17 protein-coding genes are annotated in these 21,547 nt (G+C 52.9%); 10 read left to right on the top strand and 7 right to left on the bottom strand.

What is annotated here, in order from left to right; translation table 11 throughout:
• The first annotated feature begins 8 nt into the window (after positions 1-8).
• Positions 9-755, top strand: coding sequence for a 16S rRNA (guanine(1516)-N(2))-methyltransferase RsmJ (gene rsmJ, locus ACX9GU_RS25845; protein ID WP_473193322.1), 747 nt, complete (start codon positions 9-11; stop codon positions 753-755).
• Between the two features lie 131 nt (positions 756-886).
• Positions 887-2,779, top strand: coding sequence for a bifunctional metallophosphatase/5'-nucleotidase (locus ACX9GU_RS25840; RefSeq protein ID WP_473195238.1), 1,893 nt, complete (start codon positions 887-889; stop codon positions 2,777-2,779).
• Positions 2,780-2,847: 68 nt separating this feature from the next.
• On the opposite strand, the gene gdhA is transcribed toward ACX9GU_RS25840, so the two are convergent.
• On the bottom strand, positions 2,848-4,191 hold the full coding sequence (gdhA, locus tag ACX9GU_RS25835; protein WP_473193321.1) for an NADP-specific glutamate dehydrogenase: 1,344 nt from the start codon (positions 4,189-4,191) through the stop codon (positions 2,848-2,850).
• A gap of 182 nt (positions 4,192-4,373) precedes the next feature.
• Positions 4,374-4,808, bottom strand: a complete 435-nt coding sequence (gene uspA, locus ACX9GU_RS25830) for a universal stress protein UspA (RefSeq protein ID WP_021181773.1) — start codon at positions 4,806-4,808, stop codon at positions 4,374-4,376.
• Between the two features lie 552 nt (positions 4,809-5,360).
• Between uspA and uspB the strand changes: the two genes are divergently transcribed.
• Complete coding sequence (gene uspB / locus ACX9GU_RS25825) at positions 5,361-5,696, top strand: universal stress protein UspB (protein ID WP_021181771.1); 336 nt, start codon at positions 5,361-5,363, stop codon at positions 5,694-5,696.
• 64 nt (positions 5,697-5,760) lie between these two features.
• On the opposite strand, the gene pitA is transcribed toward uspB, so the two are convergent.
• On the bottom strand, positions 5,761-7,266 hold the full coding sequence (gene pitA, locus ACX9GU_RS25820) for an inorganic phosphate transporter PitA (protein WP_021181770.1): 1,506 nt from the start codon (positions 7,264-7,266) through the stop codon (positions 5,761-5,763).
• Between the two features lie 304 nt (positions 7,267-7,570).
• Between pitA and ACX9GU_RS25815 the strand changes: the two genes are divergently transcribed.
• The 5 genes from ACX9GU_RS25815 (at position 7,571) to ACX9GU_RS25795 (ending at position 12,416) form a co-directional block, all read left to right on the top strand.
• Positions 7,571-8,773: a BaiN/RdsA family NAD(P)/FAD-dependent oxidoreductase gene (locus tag ACX9GU_RS25815; RefSeq protein WP_473193320.1), complete on the top strand. Its 1,203-nt coding sequence runs from the start codon at positions 7,571-7,573 to the stop codon at positions 8,771-8,773.
• Between the two features lie 177 nt (positions 8,774-8,950).
• Positions 8,951-9,295, top strand: coding sequence for a helix-turn-helix transcriptional regulator (locus ACX9GU_RS25810; protein WP_121609070.1), 345 nt, complete (start codon positions 8,951-8,953; stop codon positions 9,293-9,295).
• Positions 9,282-10,544: a type II toxin-antitoxin system HipA family toxin gene (locus ACX9GU_RS25805; RefSeq protein WP_473193319.1), complete on the top strand. Its 1,263-nt coding sequence runs from the start codon at positions 9,282-9,284 to the stop codon at positions 10,542-10,544. The genes ACX9GU_RS25810 and ACX9GU_RS25805 overlap by 14 nt, the downstream gene beginning before the upstream one ends.
• 204 nt (positions 10,545-10,748) lie before the next feature.
• Positions 10,749-11,489 (top strand): hypothetical protein, encoded by a 741-nt coding sequence (locus ACX9GU_RS25800; protein ID WP_473193318.1) that lies wholly within the window; start codon positions 10,749-10,751, stop codon positions 11,487-11,489.
• Positions 11,490-12,113: 624 nt separating this feature from the next.
• Positions 12,114-12,416, top strand: coding sequence for a hypothetical protein (locus ACX9GU_RS25795; RefSeq protein WP_021181767.1), 303 nt, complete (start codon positions 12,114-12,116; stop codon positions 12,414-12,416).
• Between the two features lie 258 nt (positions 12,417-12,674).
• Here the strand turns inward: ACX9GU_RS25795 and ACX9GU_RS25790 are convergent, their stop codons facing one another.
• Together ACX9GU_RS25790 and ACX9GU_RS25785 are read right to left on the bottom strand one after the other, a co-directional pair.
• Complete coding sequence (locus tag ACX9GU_RS25790; protein ID WP_473193317.1) at positions 12,675-13,511, bottom strand: TIM barrel protein; 837 nt, start codon at positions 13,509-13,511, stop codon at positions 12,675-12,677.
• Positions 13,512-13,538: 27 nt separating this feature from the next.
• On the bottom strand, positions 13,539-14,975 hold the full coding sequence (locus tag ACX9GU_RS25785; RefSeq protein WP_473193316.1) for a sugar porter family MFS transporter: 1,437 nt from the start codon (positions 14,973-14,975) through the stop codon (positions 13,539-13,541).
• A 560-nt stretch (positions 14,976-15,535) separates the two neighbouring features.
• Between ACX9GU_RS25785 and ACX9GU_RS25780 the strand changes: the two genes are divergently transcribed.
• Together ACX9GU_RS25780 and iolB are read left to right on the top strand one after the other, a co-directional pair.
• Entirely contained in the window at positions 15,536-17,041 is a 1,506-nt protein-coding gene (locus tag ACX9GU_RS25780) for a CoA-acylating methylmalonate-semialdehyde dehydrogenase (RefSeq protein ID WP_473193315.1), read from the top strand.
• Positions 17,042-17,153: 112 nt separating this feature from the next.
• Positions 17,154-17,963: a 5-deoxy-glucuronate isomerase gene (gene iolB / locus ACX9GU_RS25775; RefSeq protein WP_473193314.1), complete on the top strand. Its 810-nt coding sequence runs from the start codon at positions 17,154-17,156 to the stop codon at positions 17,961-17,963.
• Between the two features lie 46 nt (positions 17,964-18,009).
• Here the strand turns inward: iolB and ACX9GU_RS25770 are convergent, their stop codons facing one another.
• Together ACX9GU_RS25770 and ACX9GU_RS25765 are read right to left on the bottom strand one after the other, a co-directional pair.
• Positions 18,010-18,846, bottom strand: a complete 837-nt coding sequence (locus ACX9GU_RS25770; protein WP_021181760.1) for a MurR/RpiR family transcriptional regulator — start codon at positions 18,844-18,846, stop codon at positions 18,010-18,012.
• A 207-nt stretch (positions 18,847-19,053) separates the two neighbouring features.
• Complete coding sequence (locus tag ACX9GU_RS25765; RefSeq protein WP_473193313.1) at positions 19,054-20,994, bottom strand: bifunctional 5-dehydro-2-deoxygluconokinase/5-dehydro-2-deoxyphosphogluconate aldolase; 1,941 nt, start codon at positions 20,992-20,994, stop codon at positions 19,054-19,056.
• Between the last annotated feature and the right edge of the window lie 553 nt (positions 20,995-21,547).

Genomic DNA, 21,547 nt, shown 5'->3' with positions numbered 1-21,547 from the left:
CCCGCCAAGTGAGCGTGTTTTTATTGTGTGAAGCAGGCGCCGATCCCGGCGCCTTGTCTATTTTGGCCGATCGTTGGCAGCTAACCAGCGACGAAAATGCGACGATGGCGCTGGTGCTGACGCCAGAACGATTGGAACTGCGCAAGCGCGACGAGCCAAAGCTTGGTGCTATCTACGTCGATTTTATCTCTGGCCCGATGGCCCATCGGCGGCGTTTCGGCGGCGGCCGTGGCGAAGCGGTGGCCAAAGCGGTAGGCATCAAAGGCAGCTATGTGCCTAGCGTGGTGGACGCCACCGCCGGGTTAGGGCGTGATGCATTTGTTTTGGCATCGCTGGGTTGCCAGGTTCGCATGTTGGAGCGTGATCCGGTAGTCGCTGCGTTGCTGGAAGACGGTTTGCAACGGGGCTATCAGGACGCGGAGATCGGTCCTTGGCTGCGTGAACGCATGACGTTGCTTCATGCCTCCAGCCTGACGGCGCTGAGCGATCTCGATCCACGCCCGGAAGTGGTGTACCTCGACCCAATGTATCCGCATAAGCAGAAGAGTGCGTTGGTGAAAAAAGAGATGCGGGTATTTCAGTCGCTGGTGGGCAGTGATGATGATGCCGACGGTTTGCTGGAGCCTGCCCGCAGGTTGGCCACCAAACGGGTTGTGGTGAAGCGACCGGACTACGCCCCACCGCTGGCCGATGTTCCCGCTCATGCTGCCACGACCACCAAAAATCACCGTTTCGATATTTATATGCCGCTGTAAGATAAACGTGAGGGGGGCATTCATTGAGCCCCCTCACATTTCCCATGTTCATTCTGCAATGTCACTGGTAACGCTGAGATGTGCGTCGCATAATCCTGTTTAATTACAATCAACTATAATGAAACAACATGATGAAAAAGACGCTGCTTTCCCTGCTGCTTTGCTTGAGTACCTCTGCCATGGCCGCTGAACCGGTAAATATCACCATTCTTGGCACCTCCGATCTGCATGGCACCTTCGTGCCTTGGGATTACTCTACCGACACCGAGAACCTGGCAGGCAGCCTGAGCCAGATTGCCACCCAGGTGCATAAAGTCCGTGCCCAGCAGCCGAACGTGATCCTGGTAGACGCCGGGGACACCATTCAGGGCAACTTTGTTGAAACCTTCAAGAATGACAAAACCAGCCCGATGATCCTCGGCTTTAACGCGCTGGACTACGACGTATGGGTGATGGGTAACCACGAGTTCGATTTTGGCTTGAAGGCGTTGGCAACCCCACTCAGCGAGTTCAAAGGCACCGCGCTGGCGGGCAATATCGTCTGGGACAGCGGCAAGCCTTACCTGCCCGCCTATAAGATCGTTGAGCGCCAGGGGGTGAAGATTGGCATTATCGGCATGGATACGCCGATGACCGCTGAGTTTGCCAAGGGCACCGATCGCATTGACGGCCTGACGTTTACCGATCCGGTGCAGGCGGTGAAAAAGGTGATCCAGCAGATCCACGGCCAGGTGGACGCCATCGTGCTGGTGGCCCATATGGGGATCGATAATGAGAACCAGCGGCCGGGCACCGGCGTGGGCGATATCGCGCGGGCTAACCCAGAGCTGGCGGCGATCGTTGCCGGGCATATGCACGTTAAGGTGGATAAAGAGGTGATCAACGGCGTGATCGTCACCGAGCCGGATAAATATGGCCGTGCGCTGTCGCGTATCGATCTGCAATTTGAGCAGCAAAATGGCAAATACGTGCTGATTAATAAAGACAGCTACACCTATCCGATCAAAGGCATCAGCTCCGATAAAAAGCTCGAAGAGATCTACCAACCGTTCCATACCATCCTGCGTGCCAATGCCAACCGGCCGATTGCGCAACTGACCGGCCAGGATCTGGTGCCGCCGGATGCGGTGAAAGGTATTCCACAGGTGCATATTCAGGATACCGGCATCAGCGCCCTGTATCAGGAGGCTGCCCGTCACTATGCGCCTAAGGCCCAGGTGATCGCGTTGCAGATTGATAACGACAGGCCGAAGCTGAACGTGGGCACCATCACCGCCAAGGATATCGCCTTCAACTATCAATATGCCGGTGGCGAAATCACCGTCTACCAACTGACCGGTAAAGAGCTGAAAAAGTACATGGAGTGGTCAGCGGACTACTTCAACCAGCAGCATGATGGCGATGTCACCTACAGCTTTAACCCACAGCGCCGATCGTCAAAATACTCAACCAATGACTTCTTTGATGGTGTGACCTATACCATCGATCTGCGTAAACCCGTTGGGCACCGCATCACCGAGTTGAAGTTGAACGACGGCACCCCGGTGACCGACAGCACGCCGATCCAGTTGGGGATGAACAGTTATCGCATGGGCCACCTGACGCAAAAAGGCGGCGTACTGGAAGGTATGCAGTTCCCGGTGCTGTCAGATACCAAGGCGGAATTTGGTGAGGAAGCGGGGACTATCCGTAATCTCACCATTCGCTATCTGACCGAGGTGAAGAAGGGTGAATACCAGGGCAAAGCGATGCACCGCTGGAAGCTGGTGGGGCTGGAAGGGTACGAACGTGAGCGCAAGATTGTGGACAAGTTGCTCAATGACGGCAAAATCAGCGTGCCAACCACCGATGATGGGCGCTATACCAACGTGGCCTCCATCAACGTCAAAGAATTACTGTTTAGCGATCCGCAAAAGATGAAGCAGCAGGTTGCGGCACTGCAACAACAGGCGCAAGCAGCGACCGATCCGGTCATCAAACAGCGGCTCAATGATCGGTTGGTGATTATCGAAGCCATTAATTGAGGTAATACTCAGTTAACCAGATAAAAAAATGCCGGCGAATCTGCCGGCATTTTTCATTCAGGGTAAGGTTAGAGCACGCCCTGAGCCAGCATAGCATCGGCAATCTTAACGAACCCGGCAATGTTGGCGCCGTGAACGTAATGCGTTTGCTTGCCCTCACCGCCGTAGTCGACGCAGGACTGATGGATATCCGCCATGATGTGACGTAAACGGATATCGACTTTCTCTGCCCGCCAGTTAAGGCGCGCGGCGTTTTGCGCCATCTCCAGCCCGGAAGTGGCAACACCACCGGCGTTGGCGGCTTTGCCCGGTGCGAACAGCACGCCCGCTTCCAGGAAGGCATCGGTGGCCTGGATGGTGGTTGGCATATTAGCGCCTTCTGCCACGGCTTTGACCCCGTTGCGTATCAGCACCTGTGCGGCTTCCAGATCCAGTTCGTTCTGGGTGGCACAAGGCAGGGCGATATCCACCGGCACGTTCCACGGGCTTTCACCGGCCAGATAGGTCAGGCCACGCTCGCGGGCGTAATCGGCAACCCGGCCATAGCGCTGGTTTTTGATTTCGGCCAGATGCGCCAGTTTTTCAGTGGTGAAGCCAGCTTCATCCACCACGGTACCGCCGGAATCGGAAACGGTGATCACCCGTGCGTCCAGCTCCAACGCTTTCTCAATGGTGTATTGCGCCACGTTACCGGAGCCGGAAACCGCGACACGCATTCCTTCAAAGCCCAGGCCATGGCGCTGCAGCATTGAATCGGTGAAGTACACCAGGCCGTAACCGGTTGCTTCCGGGCGGATCAGGCTGCCGCCGAACGACAGGCCTTTGCCGGTGAATACGCAGCTGGTGTTGTTGGACAGCTTTTTCATCATGCCGGCCATAAAGCCTACTTCGCGGCCACCTACGCCGATATCCCCGGCTGGCACGTCGGTATCTGGGCCCAGGTGACGATAAAGCTCGGTCATCAGCGATTGGCAGAAGCGCATGATTTCGCCCTGGCTTTTGCCTTTGGGATCAAAGTCTGAACCACCCTTGCCGCCGCCCATAGGTAGCGTGGTCAGGGCATTCTTGAAGGTCTGTTCGAAACCGAGGAACTTCAGAATGGAGGTGTTAACCGAAGGGTGGAAACGCATCCCCCCTTTGTACGGCCCAATGGCGGAGTTGAACTGGATACGGTAGGCGCGGTTTACCTGAACTTTGCCCTGATCGTCGATCCAGCTGACGCGAAACTGAATGATACGCTCAGGCTCTACCAGGCGCTCTAACAGAGCGTGGTCACGATAATGGGGGTTACGTTCGATGAATGGCCACAGAGAGGTAAAGACTTCACGCACTGCCTGCAGATATTCCGGTTGATGCGAGTTATGACGTTGTAAGGATTTTAGAAAGGATTCTAGCGATACAGCCTGTTCCATGGATAGCTCCTGTTTAGCATATTGGTTCCCCTGTTTTTATGATGTGTCTCACAGTTGGGGAGGATGTTGTGTCTACCTCGACTATATCACTGTGGGGTGGATGATTAACAAGCAATAAATAACAGGAAACCATGAAAAACGCCCGCGCAGGGCGGGCGTTGGCCAAACAGGTTAGCGAATACTTACTTTTCTTCGTCGCGCAGCGGCACAATCAGCATATCAATATGTACCGTATTGATTAACTGGCGCGCAGAGGACATCAATTTGCTCCAGAAATCCTGGTGGTGTCCACACAATACCAGGTCCATATCGTATTTTTTAATCGCATCAACCAGCACCTGCGCCAGATCGCCGCTGCCGCTCAGGGTTTCGGTGATGGGATAGCCCGCATTTTGCGACAGCTCGGTTAACGCATGGTGAGTTTCTTCGGAAATACGCTTTTGCATATCGCCCAGATTGACGTCGATCAGGCCGGTATACAGGTCGGAATAGTTTACATCAACGTGGATCAGAGAGACTTTGGCATTGTACGGCCGCGCCATTGATACCGCTTTCTCGACCAGGATTTTACTTTCCGGTGATAGGTCAACCGCAATCAGTATGTGTTTGTAAGCCATGAGAATACTCCTTCCATATAATGCCGATTAAAGGGGGCAGGCATTCAGTGTTCCAGCTTGGCGCTTTCGCCTTACCTGCATAGTACCATCCAGATAACACAATGATATGTTGGGGCGATCACACTGCATCGCATCGATCACCCTTGTTTATACGTTTACCCCACCCGTTTTACACCGCCGGGGCAAAAAATCCTATGGCTTATACGGCTATCCGCCGTTTGAACGATTGAATTATAAGCATTGTTGCTCAAAGTATAGCTTATGACGGTTATCCGAGCGGAGAGCGGGTAGATGAAGAATTTGCCCCTGACTGTAAATTTTATGCGGCACCGGGATCTGTTTGCGTTTCATTATTCTACACTAGTGAATGTGGGCCCCACTTATTTCCTCTGATCGCTGTAAAGCCTGTTATCAAGCGGTCAGAGGTTGTGGGTAGATTCGGGTCCGTAAGGTGCTAGGGGGATGGGAGCCAAGGCTCCGGCAGCATAAGATATGAAGTAGGGCCGTTGGCCCGGCGGGTGTCCGGGATAACAACGCCTTGAGGGGGCTATCATGATTAGTACCGTCGCGCTGTTTTGGGCATTGTGTGTGGTCTGTGTGATTAACATGGCCCGGTATTTCTCTTCTCTGCGTGCGCTGCTATTTGTTTTACGCGGCTGCGACCCGTTACTTTACCAATACGTCGATGGTGGAGGGTTCTTTACTTCGCACGGCCAGCCGAGCAAGCAGATACGGCTGGTGCGCTATATCTTTACGCAACGCTATATGGAGCACCACGACCCGGAATTCATCCGCCGCTGTCAGCGTGTCCGCAGCCAGTTTGTGCTGACTTCATCGCTGTGTGGGCTAGTGGTGATCAGCCTGGTGGCATTGGCGATCTGGTATTAGCCCTGCGATAGCAAGGCAAAAAAATGGCGGCCACTTTGGCCGCCATTTTTGTATCGAGCAATCGTCAAATCACTTTCAGCGCCAGCCAATACAGGCCACCGGAAAGCAAAATCGAGACTGGCAGGGTCAGAACCCAGGCCAACAAGATGCTCTTGATGGTTTTGCTCTGCACGCCACCGCCATCCACCAGCATCGTTCCGGCAACCGCCGAAGACAGTACTTGGGTAGTGGAAACCGGCATACCGGTATAGCTGGCCACGCCAATCGACAGGGCGGCCGTCATCTGTGCCGACACCCCCTGAGCGTAGGTCATGCCTTTCTTACCGATTTTCTCACCGATAGTGGTAGCAACGCGTCGCCAACCCACCATGGTACCGAGAGACAGCGCCAGGGCTACCGCGACGATAATCCAGGTTGGTGCATATTCAACGGTTTCCAACAGGTCTGAACGCAGATTCTTCAGGAAGCGTTGATCTTCCACTGAGGTTTCTGGCAGCTTGGCCACCTTGTCTGCAGTCTCGGTCACGCACATCAGCAGGCGGCGCAGATGGCTGCGCTGCTCTACCGTCAGCTGATCGTAGTTTTGCAGATTGTTCAGCAGGTCCAGAGAGCGCTCAACGGCGATCAGGGCACGTGAGCTGTCGCAGTGGAACTCAACCGGTTGATCAGGCGTTGGAGCCGCATTCTGAGGCGCAGGAACCAATGGCGTCTGTGTGGCCACATGTGCCAGAGAGTCGCCATGCTTTTGGTAGAATTGCTGCAGGTGGCTCACGGCATCGCGGGTACGGGTGATGTCATAACCGGTCGCGCTCATGTTGAGGACGAAGCCTGCAGGAGCAACACCGATCAGCACCAACATAATCAGACCGATACCTTTCTGACCGTCATTGGCACCGTGTGAGAAGCTCACGCCGATAGCCGACAGGATCAGAGCGATACGTGTCCAGAATGGTGGCTTGCGTTTGCCATCGACCTTTTCACGTTCCGCCGGTGTCATGTGAATACGCTGACGTTTTTTGGTATTACTCCAATAGCGGCGCAGCATAAACACCATCAGCCCGGCAATGATCATCCCGATCAACGGGGAGAAGATTAACGACAGGAAGATGCTGATCATTTTTGGCACGTTCAGCGCGTCGACCACGGAGGTGTTGGTCACCAACGCATTGGTCAAGCCGACACCGATAATGGCGCCAATCAGGGTGTGGGAACTGGAGGCCGGTAGCCCAAGATACCAGGTACCGAGGTTCCAGATAATTGCCGCCAACAACATGGAGAAGACCATGGCTAACCCGTGTGCTGAACTGACGTTCAACAACAGATCGGTTGGTAGCAGGTGCACAATGGCGTAGGCAACACTCAAACCGCCGAGCATCACGCCAAGAAAGTTGAACAGGCCAGCCATAACGACCGCAAGTTGCGAGCGCATAGCACGGGTGTAAATTACAGTAGCGACCGCATTGGCCGTATCATGGAAGCCGTTAATGGCCTCATAGAACAGCACGAACAACAATGCGAGAATTAACATCAGGCCGGTATGGAAATCCAGGCCAGTGAACAAATGCAGCATAAGCGTTACGCCAGGTTTGTGGACATGAACGCCGCGCATTATCGGCGACAACCGGTGTCGGGGAAAAGGAAAATATGACGTTTTTTTGATTTCTCTGATGTACAGGGGGTTGGAACAGTGTTGAATCGATGCAATTTCAGCATGTTACTGCCGTTTATGCTCGTTACATTTTCTTACGTTGGCGTTGACCTGCCGATGCCTTTACAATCCCTCACCGCGGATTTAGCGGTATACAGGCACGTAAAAGGCGTAAAATACGCTCTTGTTGCCGCGATTGTTGTGGTTATTGCAAAGAGAGGTTTGGGTGGAACAGTTTGATGTTGTCGTCATTGGCGCGGGTGCCGCAGGGATGTTTTGTGCTGCGCAGGCAGGGCAACTGGGTTGCCGGGTGCTATTACTCGACAACGGCAAAAAACCGGGCCGCAAGATCCTGATGTCTGGCGGTGGGCGCTGTAACTTCACCAACATGTCCGTTGAACCGGCGGCCTACCTCTCAAATAACCCCCATTTCTGCAAATCGGCATTGGCACGCTATACCCAATGGGATTTTATCGATCTGATTAACCGCTACGGCATCGCCTACCACGAAAAAACCTTGGGGCAGCTGTTCTGTGATGATTCTGCACAGCAGGTCGTCGATCTGTTGGTGCAAGAGTGCGAACTGGGTCAGGTGGTAACGCGCCTGCGCAGCGAGGTCCTGAGCGTCGAAAAAACCGACCAAGGCTTTGAATTGGCACTTAACGGCGAGAGTGTGAGTGCTCGCTCACTTGTGGTTGCGAGCGGTGGGCTTTCCATGCCGGGTTTGGGGGCCACCCCCTTTGGCTATAAGCTGGCGGAACAGTTTGGCCTGAAAGTATTACCGACCCGGGCCGGTTTGGTGCCCTTTACGTTACATAAGCCGCTGTTGGAGCAATCCCAGGCGCTGTCTGGCGTTTCGGTTCCCGCAGTGGTCACAGCGGAAGATGGCACCAGCTTTCGTGAAAGCATCTTGTTTACGCATCGGGGGTTTTCTGGCCCGGCTATCTTGCAGATCTCCAGTTACTGGCAGCCTGGTGAGTTTGTGAGCATTAACTTACTTCCGACGCTAGATCTGGTGGGCTTCCTTAACGAACAGCGCCAGGCACATCCTAACCAAAGCCTGAAAAACACTCTGGCTTTGCACTTGCCAAAGCGCCTGGTGGAATTGCTGCAAGAATTGGGGCAACTGCCGGAGGCCACGTTGAAGCAACTTACTCCAACGCAGCAGGCAGCGTTGGTTGATAGTTTGCAAGACTGGCGCGTACAACCCAATGGCACCGAGGGTTACCGCACCGCAGAGGTGACCTTGGGCGGTGTGGACACCAAAGAGCTTTCTTCCAAAACCATGGAGGCGAGTAAGGTACCGGGCCTGTACTTTATCGGTGAGGTGGTGGACGTGACGGGCTGGCTGGGGGGTTATAACTTCCAGTGGGCCTGGAGTTCCGCTTGGGCCTGCGCGCAGGCTTTGGCTGCTATACAAAGATCTTAAAAGTGATTTGCGATAAGCTCATATTAATGAGCTACATATGATTCATTAAGAGGCTTTTTGGTTCATATATAACTCACTGCATGCAGTTGATAGGGTGATCATTTAATCCTCATGTGGTTTACATATAGCTCATTATCACCTTTAATGAACCTTATATGAATTATGTGGGGTATAAGAATGCCAAAGTCTATTGTAAGAGCCTATTCGCGTTACACAGAGGAAGCTCTGGGGCTGCTTGCTGTGTCTATTCGTGCGGCAAGGCTCGAGCGAAAGCTGACGACCAGTGAGGTAGCTGAACGCGCGGGCATTTCTAGAGGCCTACTGCAGCGCATTGAGAAAGCGGATCCTCGCTGCGGGATTGGCGTTGTCTTCGAGGTGGCCAAAATTGTCGGAGTCAGGTTATTTGACGAAGACGCAGAGGTGAGCACGATTATCGGTCACCGTACCCGAACTGAAGAAAAGCTTAGCCTTCTGCCACGGCGCGCCAGGAAAATATCCAAGGAGGTGAATGATGATTTCTAATAGGGAATATAACGAAGCTTATGTCTGGATCTGGTTACCGAATGAAACTCAACCCGTTGTCGCAGGATTAGTCACCCGGGAGGGGGAAAGTCTACTATTCAACTATGGTAAAAGTTATCTGGAGCGCATTCGTGATGAGCCTCGTGCTATTTCCATCTATGAACCTGAACTTCCTTTGAAAAAAGGGTTTATCCCTCTTCTGCCAGGGTTGGGTATGCCAGGCTGTCTCAGAGATAGCTCTCCTGACGCGTGGGGACGGCGGGTTATTCTTAATCGCAAACTCGGAAGAAAAGGTGCTGATACTGATACAGCCGCTTTGGATGAATTAACCTATTTACTTGAATCAGGCTCGGACAGGATCGGGGCTCTGGACTATCAACGCTCCCCCTCGATTTATGAACCCCGCTCAGCGATTAATGTCACCGTTGAAGAGTTAATGCATTCTGTTGAGCGAGTTGAAAAAGGGATACCTCTGACTCCTGAACTTGATCAAGCCCTCTTTCATGGGAGTTCTATTGGTGGCGCGCGTCCAAAAGCGCTGATCGAAGCGGAGGGTGAAAAGTACATAGCAAAATTTTCGGCCAGTTCAGATCTCTATAGTGTGGTTAAGGCTGAATATATTGCCATGCGGCTAGCTGCGTTGGTTGGTTTGAACGTAGCGCCGGTTAGTCTGCTCAAAGCGGCCAAAAAAGATGTGCTGCTCATCAAGCGATTCGACAGGGAGAGAACAAAGCGGGGATGGACACGTCGCTTGATGGTATCTGCGCTGACTCTGTTTGAGCTGGATGACATGATGGCGAGATATGCGAGTTATGAAACACTGGCAGAAATCATTCGTACGCGTTTTCAACAGCCTAAGGAAACGCTGAAAGAGCTGTTTTCTCGATTGTGCTTTAATATTTTATGCGGGAATACGGACGATCATGCCAGGAATCATGCGGCGTTCTGGGATGGTAGCACCCTGACACTCACCCCCGCTTACGACATTTGCCCACAAGGCCGTGCAGGAAACGAAGCATCACAGGCGATGCTCATTGTTGGCAATACGCGGCTCAGTAAGCGAAGTTGTTGCATTGAGGCGGCCCATGCTTTTCTTTTGACCGCGTCGGAAGCAGAAAACATCTTTGATCAGCAGTGTTCAGTCATTGAGAATCATTGGCAGCAGGTATGCGATGAGGCTGAGGTTTCAGAGGTTGATCGTAGGCTGCTGTGGCACCGGCAATTCTTAAATCCTTTTTCAAGGTTATGATCCTACATTGATGGGATCGCAGGGTGTCTGCATTGGTAAAGTGGAAGCCAATTTTCTCTGTTAATTGATCATTATCAGTTTTGGATCGTCCACTTTAGGAGCTTTGGAGATAGAAACATCAGAAATAACTCAGAATAATGGGCTCGGCTCGTGCGTTGAGACAAGCGCACTCTTATTCAAATAATAACAAGGAAAGTTCTGCTGATGAAAATCAAATGCGGTTTAGCATTACTGGCTTCTCTGGTGCTGGTTTCCGGCTGTAGCCAAAAGATTTCCTCTTCACGCGCGGTGGCTGAATCCGCCTCTGCTCCGGCTCCGGTTGCCCAGGAAAATAAACTGGGAACGGCATGGGGTGAGGACGTTTACTCCAAAGTGACCACCGTTGACGCGAAGCGTATGCATTCCTCTCCAGACAGTGTCGCCAAAGTTTTTTACAGCGCGGCAGCTTCCAGTAATGGGCAGTACACCAATGAGATCGTGCTGTCTTCCGTCAGAATGCGGGTGCAGACCGAAAATAATCGGGATTTCGCGCTCAATCGCTATAAAAATGGCGAGTTTTCATTTTCTGCCAATGACGGCGAGCGCTACCAGCTGTTCTTCTATAACACTAGCCCCAACAAAACCTATGAGGTGGTAACCGCGGTTGACGGCCTGGACGTGATTTCTGGCCGCAGTGGTTCACTGCGCAATTCCGGCTATCTGGTCTCACCAAAAGGAACTCTGGTGATTGAGGGCTTCCGTAAAAGTGATTCGTCCGTTGCCGCATTCCGTTTTACAAAACCGGATGACTCCTATGCTGCGAGTTCACTGGCGGGGGAAAAGGAGAATGTCGGCGTGATTGGTGTGGCGGTTTATGAAATGGTGCTGCCGGGGCTGCCTGATTGCCAACCGCAGGCATTCCCTGCGGATGCTAAATACGCCCCTGCTCCCTGCAAGAAACCGTGATTGCGTGAACGTGGCCTCAAAATCTGAGGCCATTATTCAGGCTTCGGGCCTGTTGCCAGCTTCCTCAGACACCCTAGACACACCGGCATCTCCTGACGACCCCCGTAGCTGCTATCGCCTCATCGCAGGGTGAACGCTTACCTTTCGGCCAGCAAGACCTTGCTCTTGGCAGTTTTCGAGACAATAAATGGTGTGTTGGAATAATCTTGTTGGTAATAACTTTACGTTTACAACTATCGTGTTTTTTCAGAATATCCTCCTGCATCTTGCGAACGTGTTTTTCTATTGTTTTTAACGCATAATTTACAGCAAAAGCTGGTTTTTTTTCCCCAATTTAGGTTAGGGGCAGATAGAGGTCGCAGTAGGAATTTTATCTTTTTTTAAGTAAAAAATGTGGCGTTATCGAAATCTTGCGAATTATCTTAACCATTGAGTGAATATAAAAATTTGGCGATCTTTATGCAATGTGACCTATATCAATAAACCATGGCTGGAAAAACCTATCTTGTATAGGGCCAGCTTGATTAGGGGCGCTTGTGGTTTGTTGTTAGTCGTTAATGCATGTTAACGTGCTGATTATTAATCATATCTAGGCAAGGCAATCAGTCTCAGAGGAAAGTGGTTATGCCATGGAGTCATGAAATTCAACAGGCAATTACCTTGTTACAGGCATGCCAACATCGCCATTCGGACAGCCTGCCCTGTCCGGCCAGGGGGGATGAACCTGGCGCAGTAGGCACTTGCGCAGAAAAAATCATGCCGTCGATTATCCTGCTTAATGCGTTTGCGGATGTACTTCCGCAGCATCAGGAATTACATCGTCTTGGTATGGTGTTGGAGGCCCAAGGCCTGATAAAGAAATTGACTCAAGGGGAGAGCTACAGTCAAAGCGCACTGGCGTATTTACGTGCGCAAATCGAACCCTAGCAGCCACTATTATTATCCTTGCCATGTGGATGAATAGTTCGAATATTTCATCGATATATTCGTGTTGCCTCTATATTTGTTGTCGGAGTTGACTTGATTAAGTGCTCATCATTGGCGTATTTATTAAAATTCAATAGATACTTCGTTTACTATTCCGATGCGAATTTATAGGGCCCTACGCATGCCTGGGTGGCGCTATCAAACACACAGAGTTACGCTGTTAAAACAACCCCCCGCATTCTACGGGGGGGTTTACTTTTACTCTTGCAGTAATGCAATACTGTGGCGGATCTCGCGTTCGATATCGCCTTCTGTCCAGGTGTTTAGCTGTGAAGAGAACGGCTCGAACGCATAGATCCCCCGGTAGCCCAAACGTTCCAGGTTCTGTACCTGGGCTACGCTTGCCAACCGATCTTTATCGCTCAGCATAATGCGTTCTTCATCGCTTAATGCGCCTTTGATGAGCGGATCCTCAACGCCAGAGAGATGCACCAAACCAATCTGCTCAACCCGGATCTGAGCATCAAACTCTGGTTGTGCTACGTCGCTCAGATAGTGGTGGAACGTATCCAGCACTATCTTGTAGGGTGCGCCAGAATCCCGAATGATTGCCTGCGCCTGCAAGGAAGAGCGCAGTGAACTTATGCCAAACCCCAATGGTTCCACGTAGCCCTCAACGCCGTACTGCTTGAACAACGGAGCGAGTAGCCGTAGAGCAGCCAGCGTATCTTCCCTCTTTTGTGACTCACTGCGCCTGTCGCTCGCGTTGCAATGTGGGCACATCACCACCGCCTTGCTATGGATGGCTTTCGCCTGCACCAGCAACGCTTCAGCGTTTTTCAACAATACTGCTTGATCTTCCAGCAGGTTGAACATTCCCAGCGCGTTGATGGTGACGATCTCAATGCCGAACTCTTCGGCCAGCGCGTTTAACTGCTCGTTGCTCAGGTTGTCGGTCACTTTGCCACCCGACATATCGTTGCGCAGTTCGACCTTGCTTAACCCACACTTTTTCACTAGGCGGAAGAAGTTCTCCAGCGTGAGATTGGGGGCGATTTTACGGTTGATACAAAAACGTGCTAACGCAATGGCCATGATGCATCACTCCTGGATTTGTGGGCTTTAGGCTTTGCCATCTTCTGCCGTGACGATTTCAGATAGCGGTTGGCGATAGCGTTTTGCCATCACGACGTCTTCCATTCTTTCCAGTGAAACGCCCTTGGTTTCTGGAATAAAGCGGGCAACAAACCAATAGCTGAACAGGCAGCAGGCGGCAAACACCCACATTGGGAACGCCCCGTGGAAGGTGGAGAACAGATAAGGTTGGTCATTGATCATCGGGAAGCTCTGGGCCACGACGAAGTTGGCCAGCCACATACAGCCAACGGCAATGCTCATCCCCTGTGAACGCATGCGGTTGGGGAAGATTTCGGAGACCAGCACCCAGGCACCTACGCCCCATGACATGGCGTAGAACACCATAAAGACCAGCATACCAAACAGCGCGAAGTAGCCAGTTGCCTGGGTATACAAGGCATAAGAGGTGATCAGCAGACCAACGATAGTGCCCAGGGTGCCCCAGCGCATCAGTGGGATACGGCCCAAGCGATCCATCAGCATGGCGCCGATCACCGAGCCGACCAGTTGCAATACGCCGATCCAGATGGTCTGGAACAGGGCTTCTTGCGCGTTTTCGGTCACGGTTTTCAGCACCACCGGGGCGTAATACATCATGACGTTAACCCCCGTCACCTGTTGCAGCATGGCGATCATACAACCGACAAACAGGATGAAGCGTACGCGTACATCGCCATAATTCAGCTTTTGCTTGCGGTGCTGCTCGTCCTGGCGAAGCGACTCCTTGATTTCTCTCAAAACGCTTTTAGCATGCTCGGCATTTGAAACGCGGGTCAGCATGGCTAAAGCCTGATCGTCGCGGCCTACCATTACGCTCCAGCGCGGTGATTCAGGGATGACAAAGACCAAGGCGGTGAACAACAGGCAGGGGATCACCTCTGAGCCAATCATCCAGCGCCAGCCCATCTCAATCAGCCAGGCTTCGCTCGCATAGCTGGCAATCTTGAAGTTAACGTAAAAAATCACGATCTGACCGAACACGATGGCGAATTGCTGCATGCTGAGCGCCCGGCCCCGCATATCCTTCGGTGAGACTTCTGACATGTACATGGGGGATACCGTTGCGGCCAGCCCGACGGCCAAACCCCCGATGATGCGATAGATAACAAACCAGGTGAAGGTGGTGGCCAGAGCTGCACCGACGGCAGAGACGGTAAACAGGAAGGCGGCTACCACCAGGGCCTTTTTACGACCATAGCGCCCGGCCAGCGGCCCAGCACCGAAAGCACCGACCACGCAGCCGATCACCACGTTGGACACGGCCCAGCCGGTTTCTGCCGGGCTGAGGTCAAAGTAGGCTTTAAGGGCTTCGATCGCACCAGAAATCACGGCGGTGTCATAACCAAACAGAATGCCGCCGAGTGCCGCAATCCCGCAGATACGCAGAATATACCCAGTATTGTGTTTACGCTGATGTGACATATGTTGCTCCGATTTTTATCCTGGCTTCTGCCTACTTAAGTGACTTGTAGGGGGTAGGGAGGCAGAAGGGTGAACCGTGCCTGTCATCAAGGCGGTGTTTTTCAGGGGGCCTGTGGCAGACAAGAACATTTATTTCATATTTAGTGAATAATGAAATATTGATTTTTAGATCCAGTTCAAAAAATTGAGCATAAATAGGGCAAATGTTCTGCCCGTTTTGCATAGCAGATTGGAAAATTGACTCGCCCAAGCGGGAACGCGTATCTGTATAAAAAATAGGGATTACTGCGTAAGTCCACGCAGCTGGCGGATCGCAGATAGCATCGTTCGCCACCACCCGCTCTGCCTATGGGCATGGTAAATTTGCGATCGGCGGCACTAAAAACAAATTTTCTAAAAACTTTTATTTGAAACTTTTTTTTCAATAGAATAGAGTTTGATTCATCTGGTCAGGATTTAATCTGCCTGTGGGCCGTACTCTTGCAGACGGCACGATGAACGTCACGGTATGCGGCAATGCTTCAGGTCGTGGCGATAGCGGACTTAAAAGAGGGTGAAACATGAAAACCGTGGGTAACTTTATTGGTGGGCAGGTTTGCCTGAGCAGCAGTAATCAAACCGTCGACGTGCACAATCCGGCTAGTGGCCAGGTTGAACGCCGGGTAACGCAGAGCACCGCCGCCGAGGTGAAACAGGCTATTGATGTCGCCCATCAGGCATTTACCGACTGGGCGCGTACCACGCCGCTGCGCCGGGCGCGTATCATGTTCAACTTCAAAGCATTGCTAGAGCAGCACCGCGAAGAGTTGGCGCAACTGATCGTCAGTGAACATGGCAAAGTCTATTCCGATGCGCTGGGTGAATTGACCCGTGGCATGGAGGTGGTGGAGTTTGCCTGCGGTATTCCGCACCTGATCAAAGGGGAATACTCACCGGATGTAGGCACCGGCGTTGACAGTTTCTCGCTGATGCAGCCGCTGGGCGTTGTGGCCGGGATCACGCCGTTTAACTTCCCGGCCATGGTGCCGATGTGGATGTTCCCTATCGCGCTGGCCTGCGGCAATACCTTCGTCTTGAAGCCTCCGGCGTTGGTGCCTTCGGCTTCCGTGCGCCTGGCAGAACTGCTGAAAGAGGCGGGCCTGCCGGATGGGGTGTTCAACGTCGTGCATTGCGGCAATGAAGAGGCCTCGCAGCTGTGCTTCGATCCACGCATTCAGGCGGTGAGCTTCGTTGGCTCATCTACGGTTGCAGAGCATATTTACACCACCGCCAGTGCGCATGGCAAGCGTGTACAAGCCTTTGGGGCCGCCAAAAATCAGGCTATCGTCATGCCGGATGCGGATCTGGATGCCACGGTCAATGCGCTGATGGGAGGGGCATTTGGCTCGGCCGGTGAACGTTGCATGGCGCTGCCGGTGGCCGTCGTGGTTGGTGATAGCACCGCGGATAAACTTATTGCCAAACTCAAACCGCTGATCGCCCAGCTGCGGGTTGGCCCCGGCATGCAGCAAGGCGGCGAGGAAAATGAAATGGGGCCGTTGGTCTCATCCGCCCATCAGAAAAAAGTACTGGGATACATTGATATTGGCGTTAAAGAGGGCGCAACGCTGGTGGTCGATGGCCGCGATTATCAGGTACCGGGTTATCCAGAGGGTTACTACGTGGGCGGCACCTTGTTCGACAACGTACAGCCGGATATGCGCATCTATCGCGAAGAGATCTTTGGGCCGGTGTTGGGCATTGTGCGTGTGGCCGATTACCAAATGGCCATCAATACGGTGAACAGCCACGAGTTTGGTAACGGCAGCGCCATTTTCACCAATAACGGCCACTATGCTCGCCAGTTTGTGCATGAGGTTCAGGCGGGGATGGTGGGGGTTAACGTGCCGGTACCGGTGCCGATGGCTTTCCACAGCTTTGGCGGCTGGAAACGTTCAGTATTCGGTGCGCTTAACGTACATGGTACGGACGGCGTGCGATTCTATACCCGCATGAAGACGGCCACCGCACGTTGGCCAACCGGCCAGCAAACGGTATCCGAATACAGTATGCCAACGCTGGGCTAAACCGCAGCCAGGTATATGCCGAGGCCGTTATTCCTCCGGGATAGCGGCCGTTGGCGCTGGTATCAATGCATTGCAGCCACATTCACAAGCACGGGATTTAAGGAGCATTGTCATGTCATCATTACTTGCGAAATGTCAGCAACCGGATGCGCAGGGGCGTATTCAGTCCGTCACCCCGGAAAATGCCGGCTGGCATTTTGTCGGGTTTGAGGTCTATCGGTTAGCGGCCGGGCAGTCGTTGCGGTTGGAGAGTGGCGACAAGGAGCTTTGCCTGGTGCTGGTGGCGGGTATTGCCTCTGTGGCAACGCAACGAGCGGAGTATCCACACATTGGTAAGCGGATGAGCCCGTTTGAGCGCACTCCACCTTACTCCGTTTATGTACCGCATCACGACCATGTTGAAGTCCGGGCAGAGACCGATCTGGAACTGGCGGTATGCAGCGCACCGGGTAACGGGCATCTGCCTTCACGCTTGATCACCCCGGCAGACGTCGGCGTGGAGCGGCGGGGTAAAGGCCGTAACCAACGGCTGGTACACAATATTCTGCCTGATAGCCAACCGGCTGACAGCCTGCTGGTGGTTGAGGTTTATACCGATGAAGGCAATACCAGCTCCTACCCAAGCCATAAGCACGACCAGGAAAACTCGCCGGACGAAACCTACCTGGAAGAAACCTATTACCACCGTCTTAACCCTGAACAAGGGTTCTGCCTGCAACGTGTCTATACCGACGATCGTTCGCTGGATGAGTGTATGCCGGTCTATAACCGCGATGTGGTGAAAGTGCCGCGCGGTTACCATCCGGTGGCAACCCTGGCCGGATATGACAATTACTATCTCAATGTGATGGCGGGGCCGGTACGCCTGTGGAAGTTCACCTGGGAAAAAGATCATGCCTGGATCAACAGCGAGAGCTATTGATACTGACAAGGTAGGGGCCGCCGCACGCTGCGCCCCTTTTCGAATATTACAGCTCTTTGGCGTTATTCAGTGCCAATGATACCGCCAGCGTCTGTGCCAGACACATGGAGGCCACCTGCGAGCGGAACCCATCGACCTGTGCTTCGCGCACCACAAAACAGACATCGCTGAAGGCGGCCAGTGGGCTGACCTGGCTGTCGGTAATGGCGATGAGCTGTGCGCCCTGCTTGGCACCCAACTCCACCAGTTCTACCGCTTCTTTGGCATAAGGCGAATAGCTGATGGCGATCACCACGTCCTTGGGCTTCACCATGCTGAGCTGTTCGGTAAACATCCCGCCTAGCCCGTCGATCAGGAAGGCGCGCCTTTCCAGGTGGCGCAGGGCATAGGTGAGATATGAAGCCACGCTGAATGAGCGGCGCAGGCCGATCACGTAGATATTTTCCGCGTTATTCAGCAGCTCTACCGCCCGATCCAACTGCTCGGCGCTGGTTTGCATCGCCAACTGTTGCAGCGCCTGCGAGTTGACCATCGTAAACACGTTAAGGATTTCTGCCGGCTTTTCCGGGGCAACGCTGTCGTCGGTAGAGGTTTGGCGGAACAGACGTGCGCGCTCGGTATAGTTCACCGTTTCTTCCATCAGATGTTGGCGGAAGACCTGCTTCATTTCGTTGAAACCGCTAAAGCCAAAGGCGTTGGCGAAACGGATCAGGGTAGATGGCGGCACGCTGGCCTGTGCGGCGATGGAGGCAACGGTATCGAAAGCAATGCTGTTACTGTTATCCAGAATGTATCGTGCTACCTGTTTCAAGCGCTTGCTCAGCGTTTCATAACGGCGGCGGATCTCGTCCTGTAACAGCGAAAGTTGAGTTGGGTTAGTCATCCATTCGGCTCGCAGTATTGGCTGAGGCGTATTGGTTATACGCTGAAGATATTGTCCGGTTATTCTAACAGATGGAGTGGACATTTCATTTCTACAAAAAGCGATTTATTTCGTCGCCAGTTGCGTTACTTCACAGAAAATGGGCAAAAAAATCCCCTTAAAGCAGCGAAAATTACTTTAAGGGGCAGGTTCGTTAACAACGCCAGCTTAACTCCGGCTGGTTTTACTCGCAGGCTGCGGGCGATATTGCCGCCAGAAACCGATCAGCGTCAGGTATTTCTGTTTCACCTGTTCGACCAGCCCGAGGTCATCGATCTCACCTTGCAGCCAAAGGCGTGAAGAAGCGCCAAAAATGGTGCGGCCAACCGCGAAGCCTTTTACCCAGTGGGCATCTGCGGCTGCGGCGAACCCGGCTTTCAGCGTTTCCTGTGGGGAGTCTAGCCCGAGGATCAGCACCCCGCGGCAGAATGGGTCGTGAGTTTCAATCAATTCCCCCACTTTTTGCCAGTTGGCGGCACTCAGCGGCGGCAATTTCCACCAGTCTGGCAGAACGCCCAACCGGTAGAAATGTTCCATCACCTGCAGATAGTGGCTCTCGTCTTTGTCGGCATGACCTTCTGGCAAAATGACTTCCAGCAACAGCTCATGGCCCGATTTGCAACAGCCACGATACACGTCAACGATCAGCTCATCCTGCTCACGGCGCAGCGTTTCGGCATCCTGTGGATGATAAAACACCAGGCATTTGACCACGTGCTCTTGGGGCCAGTCGATCAGCTGCGAGCCAATGTTGCCGTGCTCCAACCGCAAAGGGCGGGAGCTAGGCAGCTCCACCGGGCGGCCAATCCACCAGCCCTGGCCAGTAATGGCATTCAACGCCGCCTGGCCGTAGGTCGTATCTGCCAGAATGCCGCTATTGCCGTGTAACCCAGCTTCGGCAGCTGCAGCCTGTGCGGCGGCCAACAACAACGTTTTTAACTGTGGGATCCGCTCTGTACTCACTCCTGCCTCTCGCGCCATTTCCGCCAACTGCTTGCGATGATCAAAGGCAAATACGCACAGTTCCGGCCACTGTTGTTTACGTGTGGTAACGCGGTGTAAATGGTTCAGACGGGCATCCAGATCCGGGCGTTTCACCTCTTGTTCGCGTTGCAGGTAATCGTCCAGCTCCAGCTTGGTCGGCATCGCGGGGGCGCAGCCGTGGCGTGACACTACCAGCGCACCGCAGGCATTGGCGTAACGGCAGGCCTGCTCCCAACCCTCATCATTAAGATAGCCACGTAGCAGGCCAGACATAAAGGCATCACCCGCGCCGAGCACGTTCAAAACGTCAACGCGAACGCCAGAATGCAGTTTGACTTGCTGCCAATCTGTGGGGATCTCCCCTTCAAATACCGAGCACCCCTGCGCCCCTCGCTTGCACACCAACGTAGCCTGGGTGACTTTACGGACGTTTTGCAGCGCGACCAGCGTATCGGTACTGCCGCCAGCGATATGGAACTCTTCTTCAGTTCCCACGATGAGATTGAAATGATGCAGAACTTCCTGCAACTCGCGGGTCACCTTTTCCGATTCGATAAAGCGGGTCTCGCCATCCCCTAACGAGGTCAACCCCCACAGCACCGGCCGATAATCGATATCCAATGCGGTACGCAGCCCGTGGCGGTGGGCGTATTCCAACGCTTTAAGCACCGCTGCGCGCGTTTTGGGATGGGAAAGGTGGGTGCCGGTGATCGCCAGAGCCCGTGATGATGCGATGTAGTTTTCATCGATATCCTCGGGTGTCAGCGCCATGTCGGCACAGTTTTCACGGTAGAAAATCAGCGGGAAGGTTTCCTGATCCTTGATGCCCAGGATCACCAGGCCGGTGAGGCGCTGCTTATCGGTGATCAGGCTCTGCGTGTCCGCGCCGACGCGCTGGAGTTCTTCACGCAGAAAGCGGCCCATGTGCTCATCCCCTACGCGAGCCAGCATGCCGGATTTTAACCCTTGGATCGCGGTGCCATAGGCCACGTTGCCGGAGGAGCCGCCAAGATATTTGGCGAATGAGCTGGCATCTTCCAGGCGTGCGCCGATTTGTTGAGCATAGAAATCGACAGCGATGCGCCCTAGGCAAATGACATCAAGCTGCTTTTGTTGTGTGGCCATACCCGTTTCCTTCTGTCATTAAGCAAAACCGATTGCGACCCGGTAAAGGAGCTAAGTAGGAAGCATGGTTGAAGTATGAGGAATAAAAATTTCAATTTCAATATGAAATGAAATTTATACCCCGTAAATGTGATGCATTTAAAAGCAGACTACAACGAATTGTCTGCCGATCTTGCATATTATTATTTATATAACAGTACCTTGTGTGAATTTTATGCACAAGCGAGCGCCATCTTGATGGCTGCTGGTTCGATCGGCGAGTGGGCGCATCGATCGAAAGAGAGCTATGATGATTTTTTACTTAATCAATTGAATTATATAAATAACTTCAGTCTGTGTGGTTTGGTAATATGCGATCTTTATCGCAAAATGAAATGTTTTTTCTGTATTGATATTTTATGAAAAATATATTTGTTTATAATCAATGCACGTTTCAAACCGCTTATTGCATGAGCAGTGTGTAACAACCCAGACAAGATTATCACTGCTTTTGTGTAACGAAGTCAGCGCTACGCCACCGGCTACACCTGCCTGCTCGCAAACCACCATCTGC

This window comes from Serratia sp. K1WW1 (assembly GCF_055790865.1).
This window is presented reverse-complemented; position numbering and strand designations above follow the sequence as displayed.

What these genes read in the sequence shown, in the direction of transcription:
- ACX9GU_RS25840 (WP_473195238.1), top strand. Translation starts at nt 887, where the DNA reads ATGAAAAAGACGCTGCTTTCCCTGCTGCTTTGCTTGAGTACCTCTGCC.
- gdhA (WP_473193321.1), bottom strand. Translation starts at nt 4,191, where the DNA reads ATGGAACAGGCTGTATCGCTAGAATCCTTTCTAAAATCCTTACAACGT.
- uspA (WP_021181773.1), bottom strand. Translation starts at nt 4,808, where the DNA reads ATGGCTTACAAACACATACTGATTGCGGTTGACCTATCACCGGAAAGT.
- uspB (WP_021181771.1), top strand. Translation starts at nt 5,361, where the DNA reads ATGATTAGTACCGTCGCGCTGTTTTGGGCATTGTGTGTGGTCTGTGTG.
- pitA (WP_021181770.1), bottom strand. Translation starts at nt 7,266, where the DNA reads ATGCTGCATTTGTTCACTGGCCTGGATTTCCATACCGGCCTGATGTTA.
- ACX9GU_RS25810 (WP_121609070.1), top strand. Translation starts at nt 8,951, where the DNA reads ATGCCAAAGTCTATTGTAAGAGCCTATTCGCGTTACACAGAGGAAGCT.
- ACX9GU_RS25805 (WP_473193319.1), top strand. Translation starts at nt 9,282, where the DNA reads ATGATGATTTCTAATAGGGAATATAACGAAGCTTATGTCTGGATCTGG.
- ACX9GU_RS25800 (WP_473193318.1), top strand. Translation starts at nt 10,749, where the DNA reads ATGAAAATCAAATGCGGTTTAGCATTACTGGCTTCTCTGGTGCTGGTT.
- ACX9GU_RS25795 (WP_021181767.1), top strand. Translation starts at nt 12,114, where the DNA reads ATGCCATGGAGTCATGAAATTCAACAGGCAATTACCTTGTTACAGGCA.
- ACX9GU_RS25790 (WP_473193317.1), bottom strand. Translation starts at nt 13,511, where the DNA reads ATGGCCATTGCGTTAGCACGTTTTTGTATCAACCGTAAAATCGCCCCC.
- ACX9GU_RS25785 (WP_473193316.1), bottom strand. Translation starts at nt 14,975, where the DNA reads ATGTCACATCAGCGTAAACACAATACTGGGTATATTCTGCGTATCTGC.
- ACX9GU_RS25780 (WP_473193315.1), top strand. Translation starts at nt 15,536, where the DNA reads ATGAAAACCGTGGGTAACTTTATTGGTGGGCAGGTTTGCCTGAGCAGC.
- iolB (WP_473193314.1), top strand. Translation starts at nt 17,154, where the DNA reads ATGTCATCATTACTTGCGAAATGTCAGCAACCGGATGCGCAGGGGCGT.
- ACX9GU_RS25770 (WP_021181760.1), bottom strand. Translation starts at nt 18,846, where the DNA reads ATGACTAACCCAACTCAACTTTCGCTGTTACAGGACGAGATCCGCCGC.
- ACX9GU_RS25765 (WP_473193313.1), bottom strand. Translation starts at nt 20,994, where the DNA reads ATGGCCACACAACAAAAGCAGCTTGATGTCATTTGCCTAGGGCGCATC.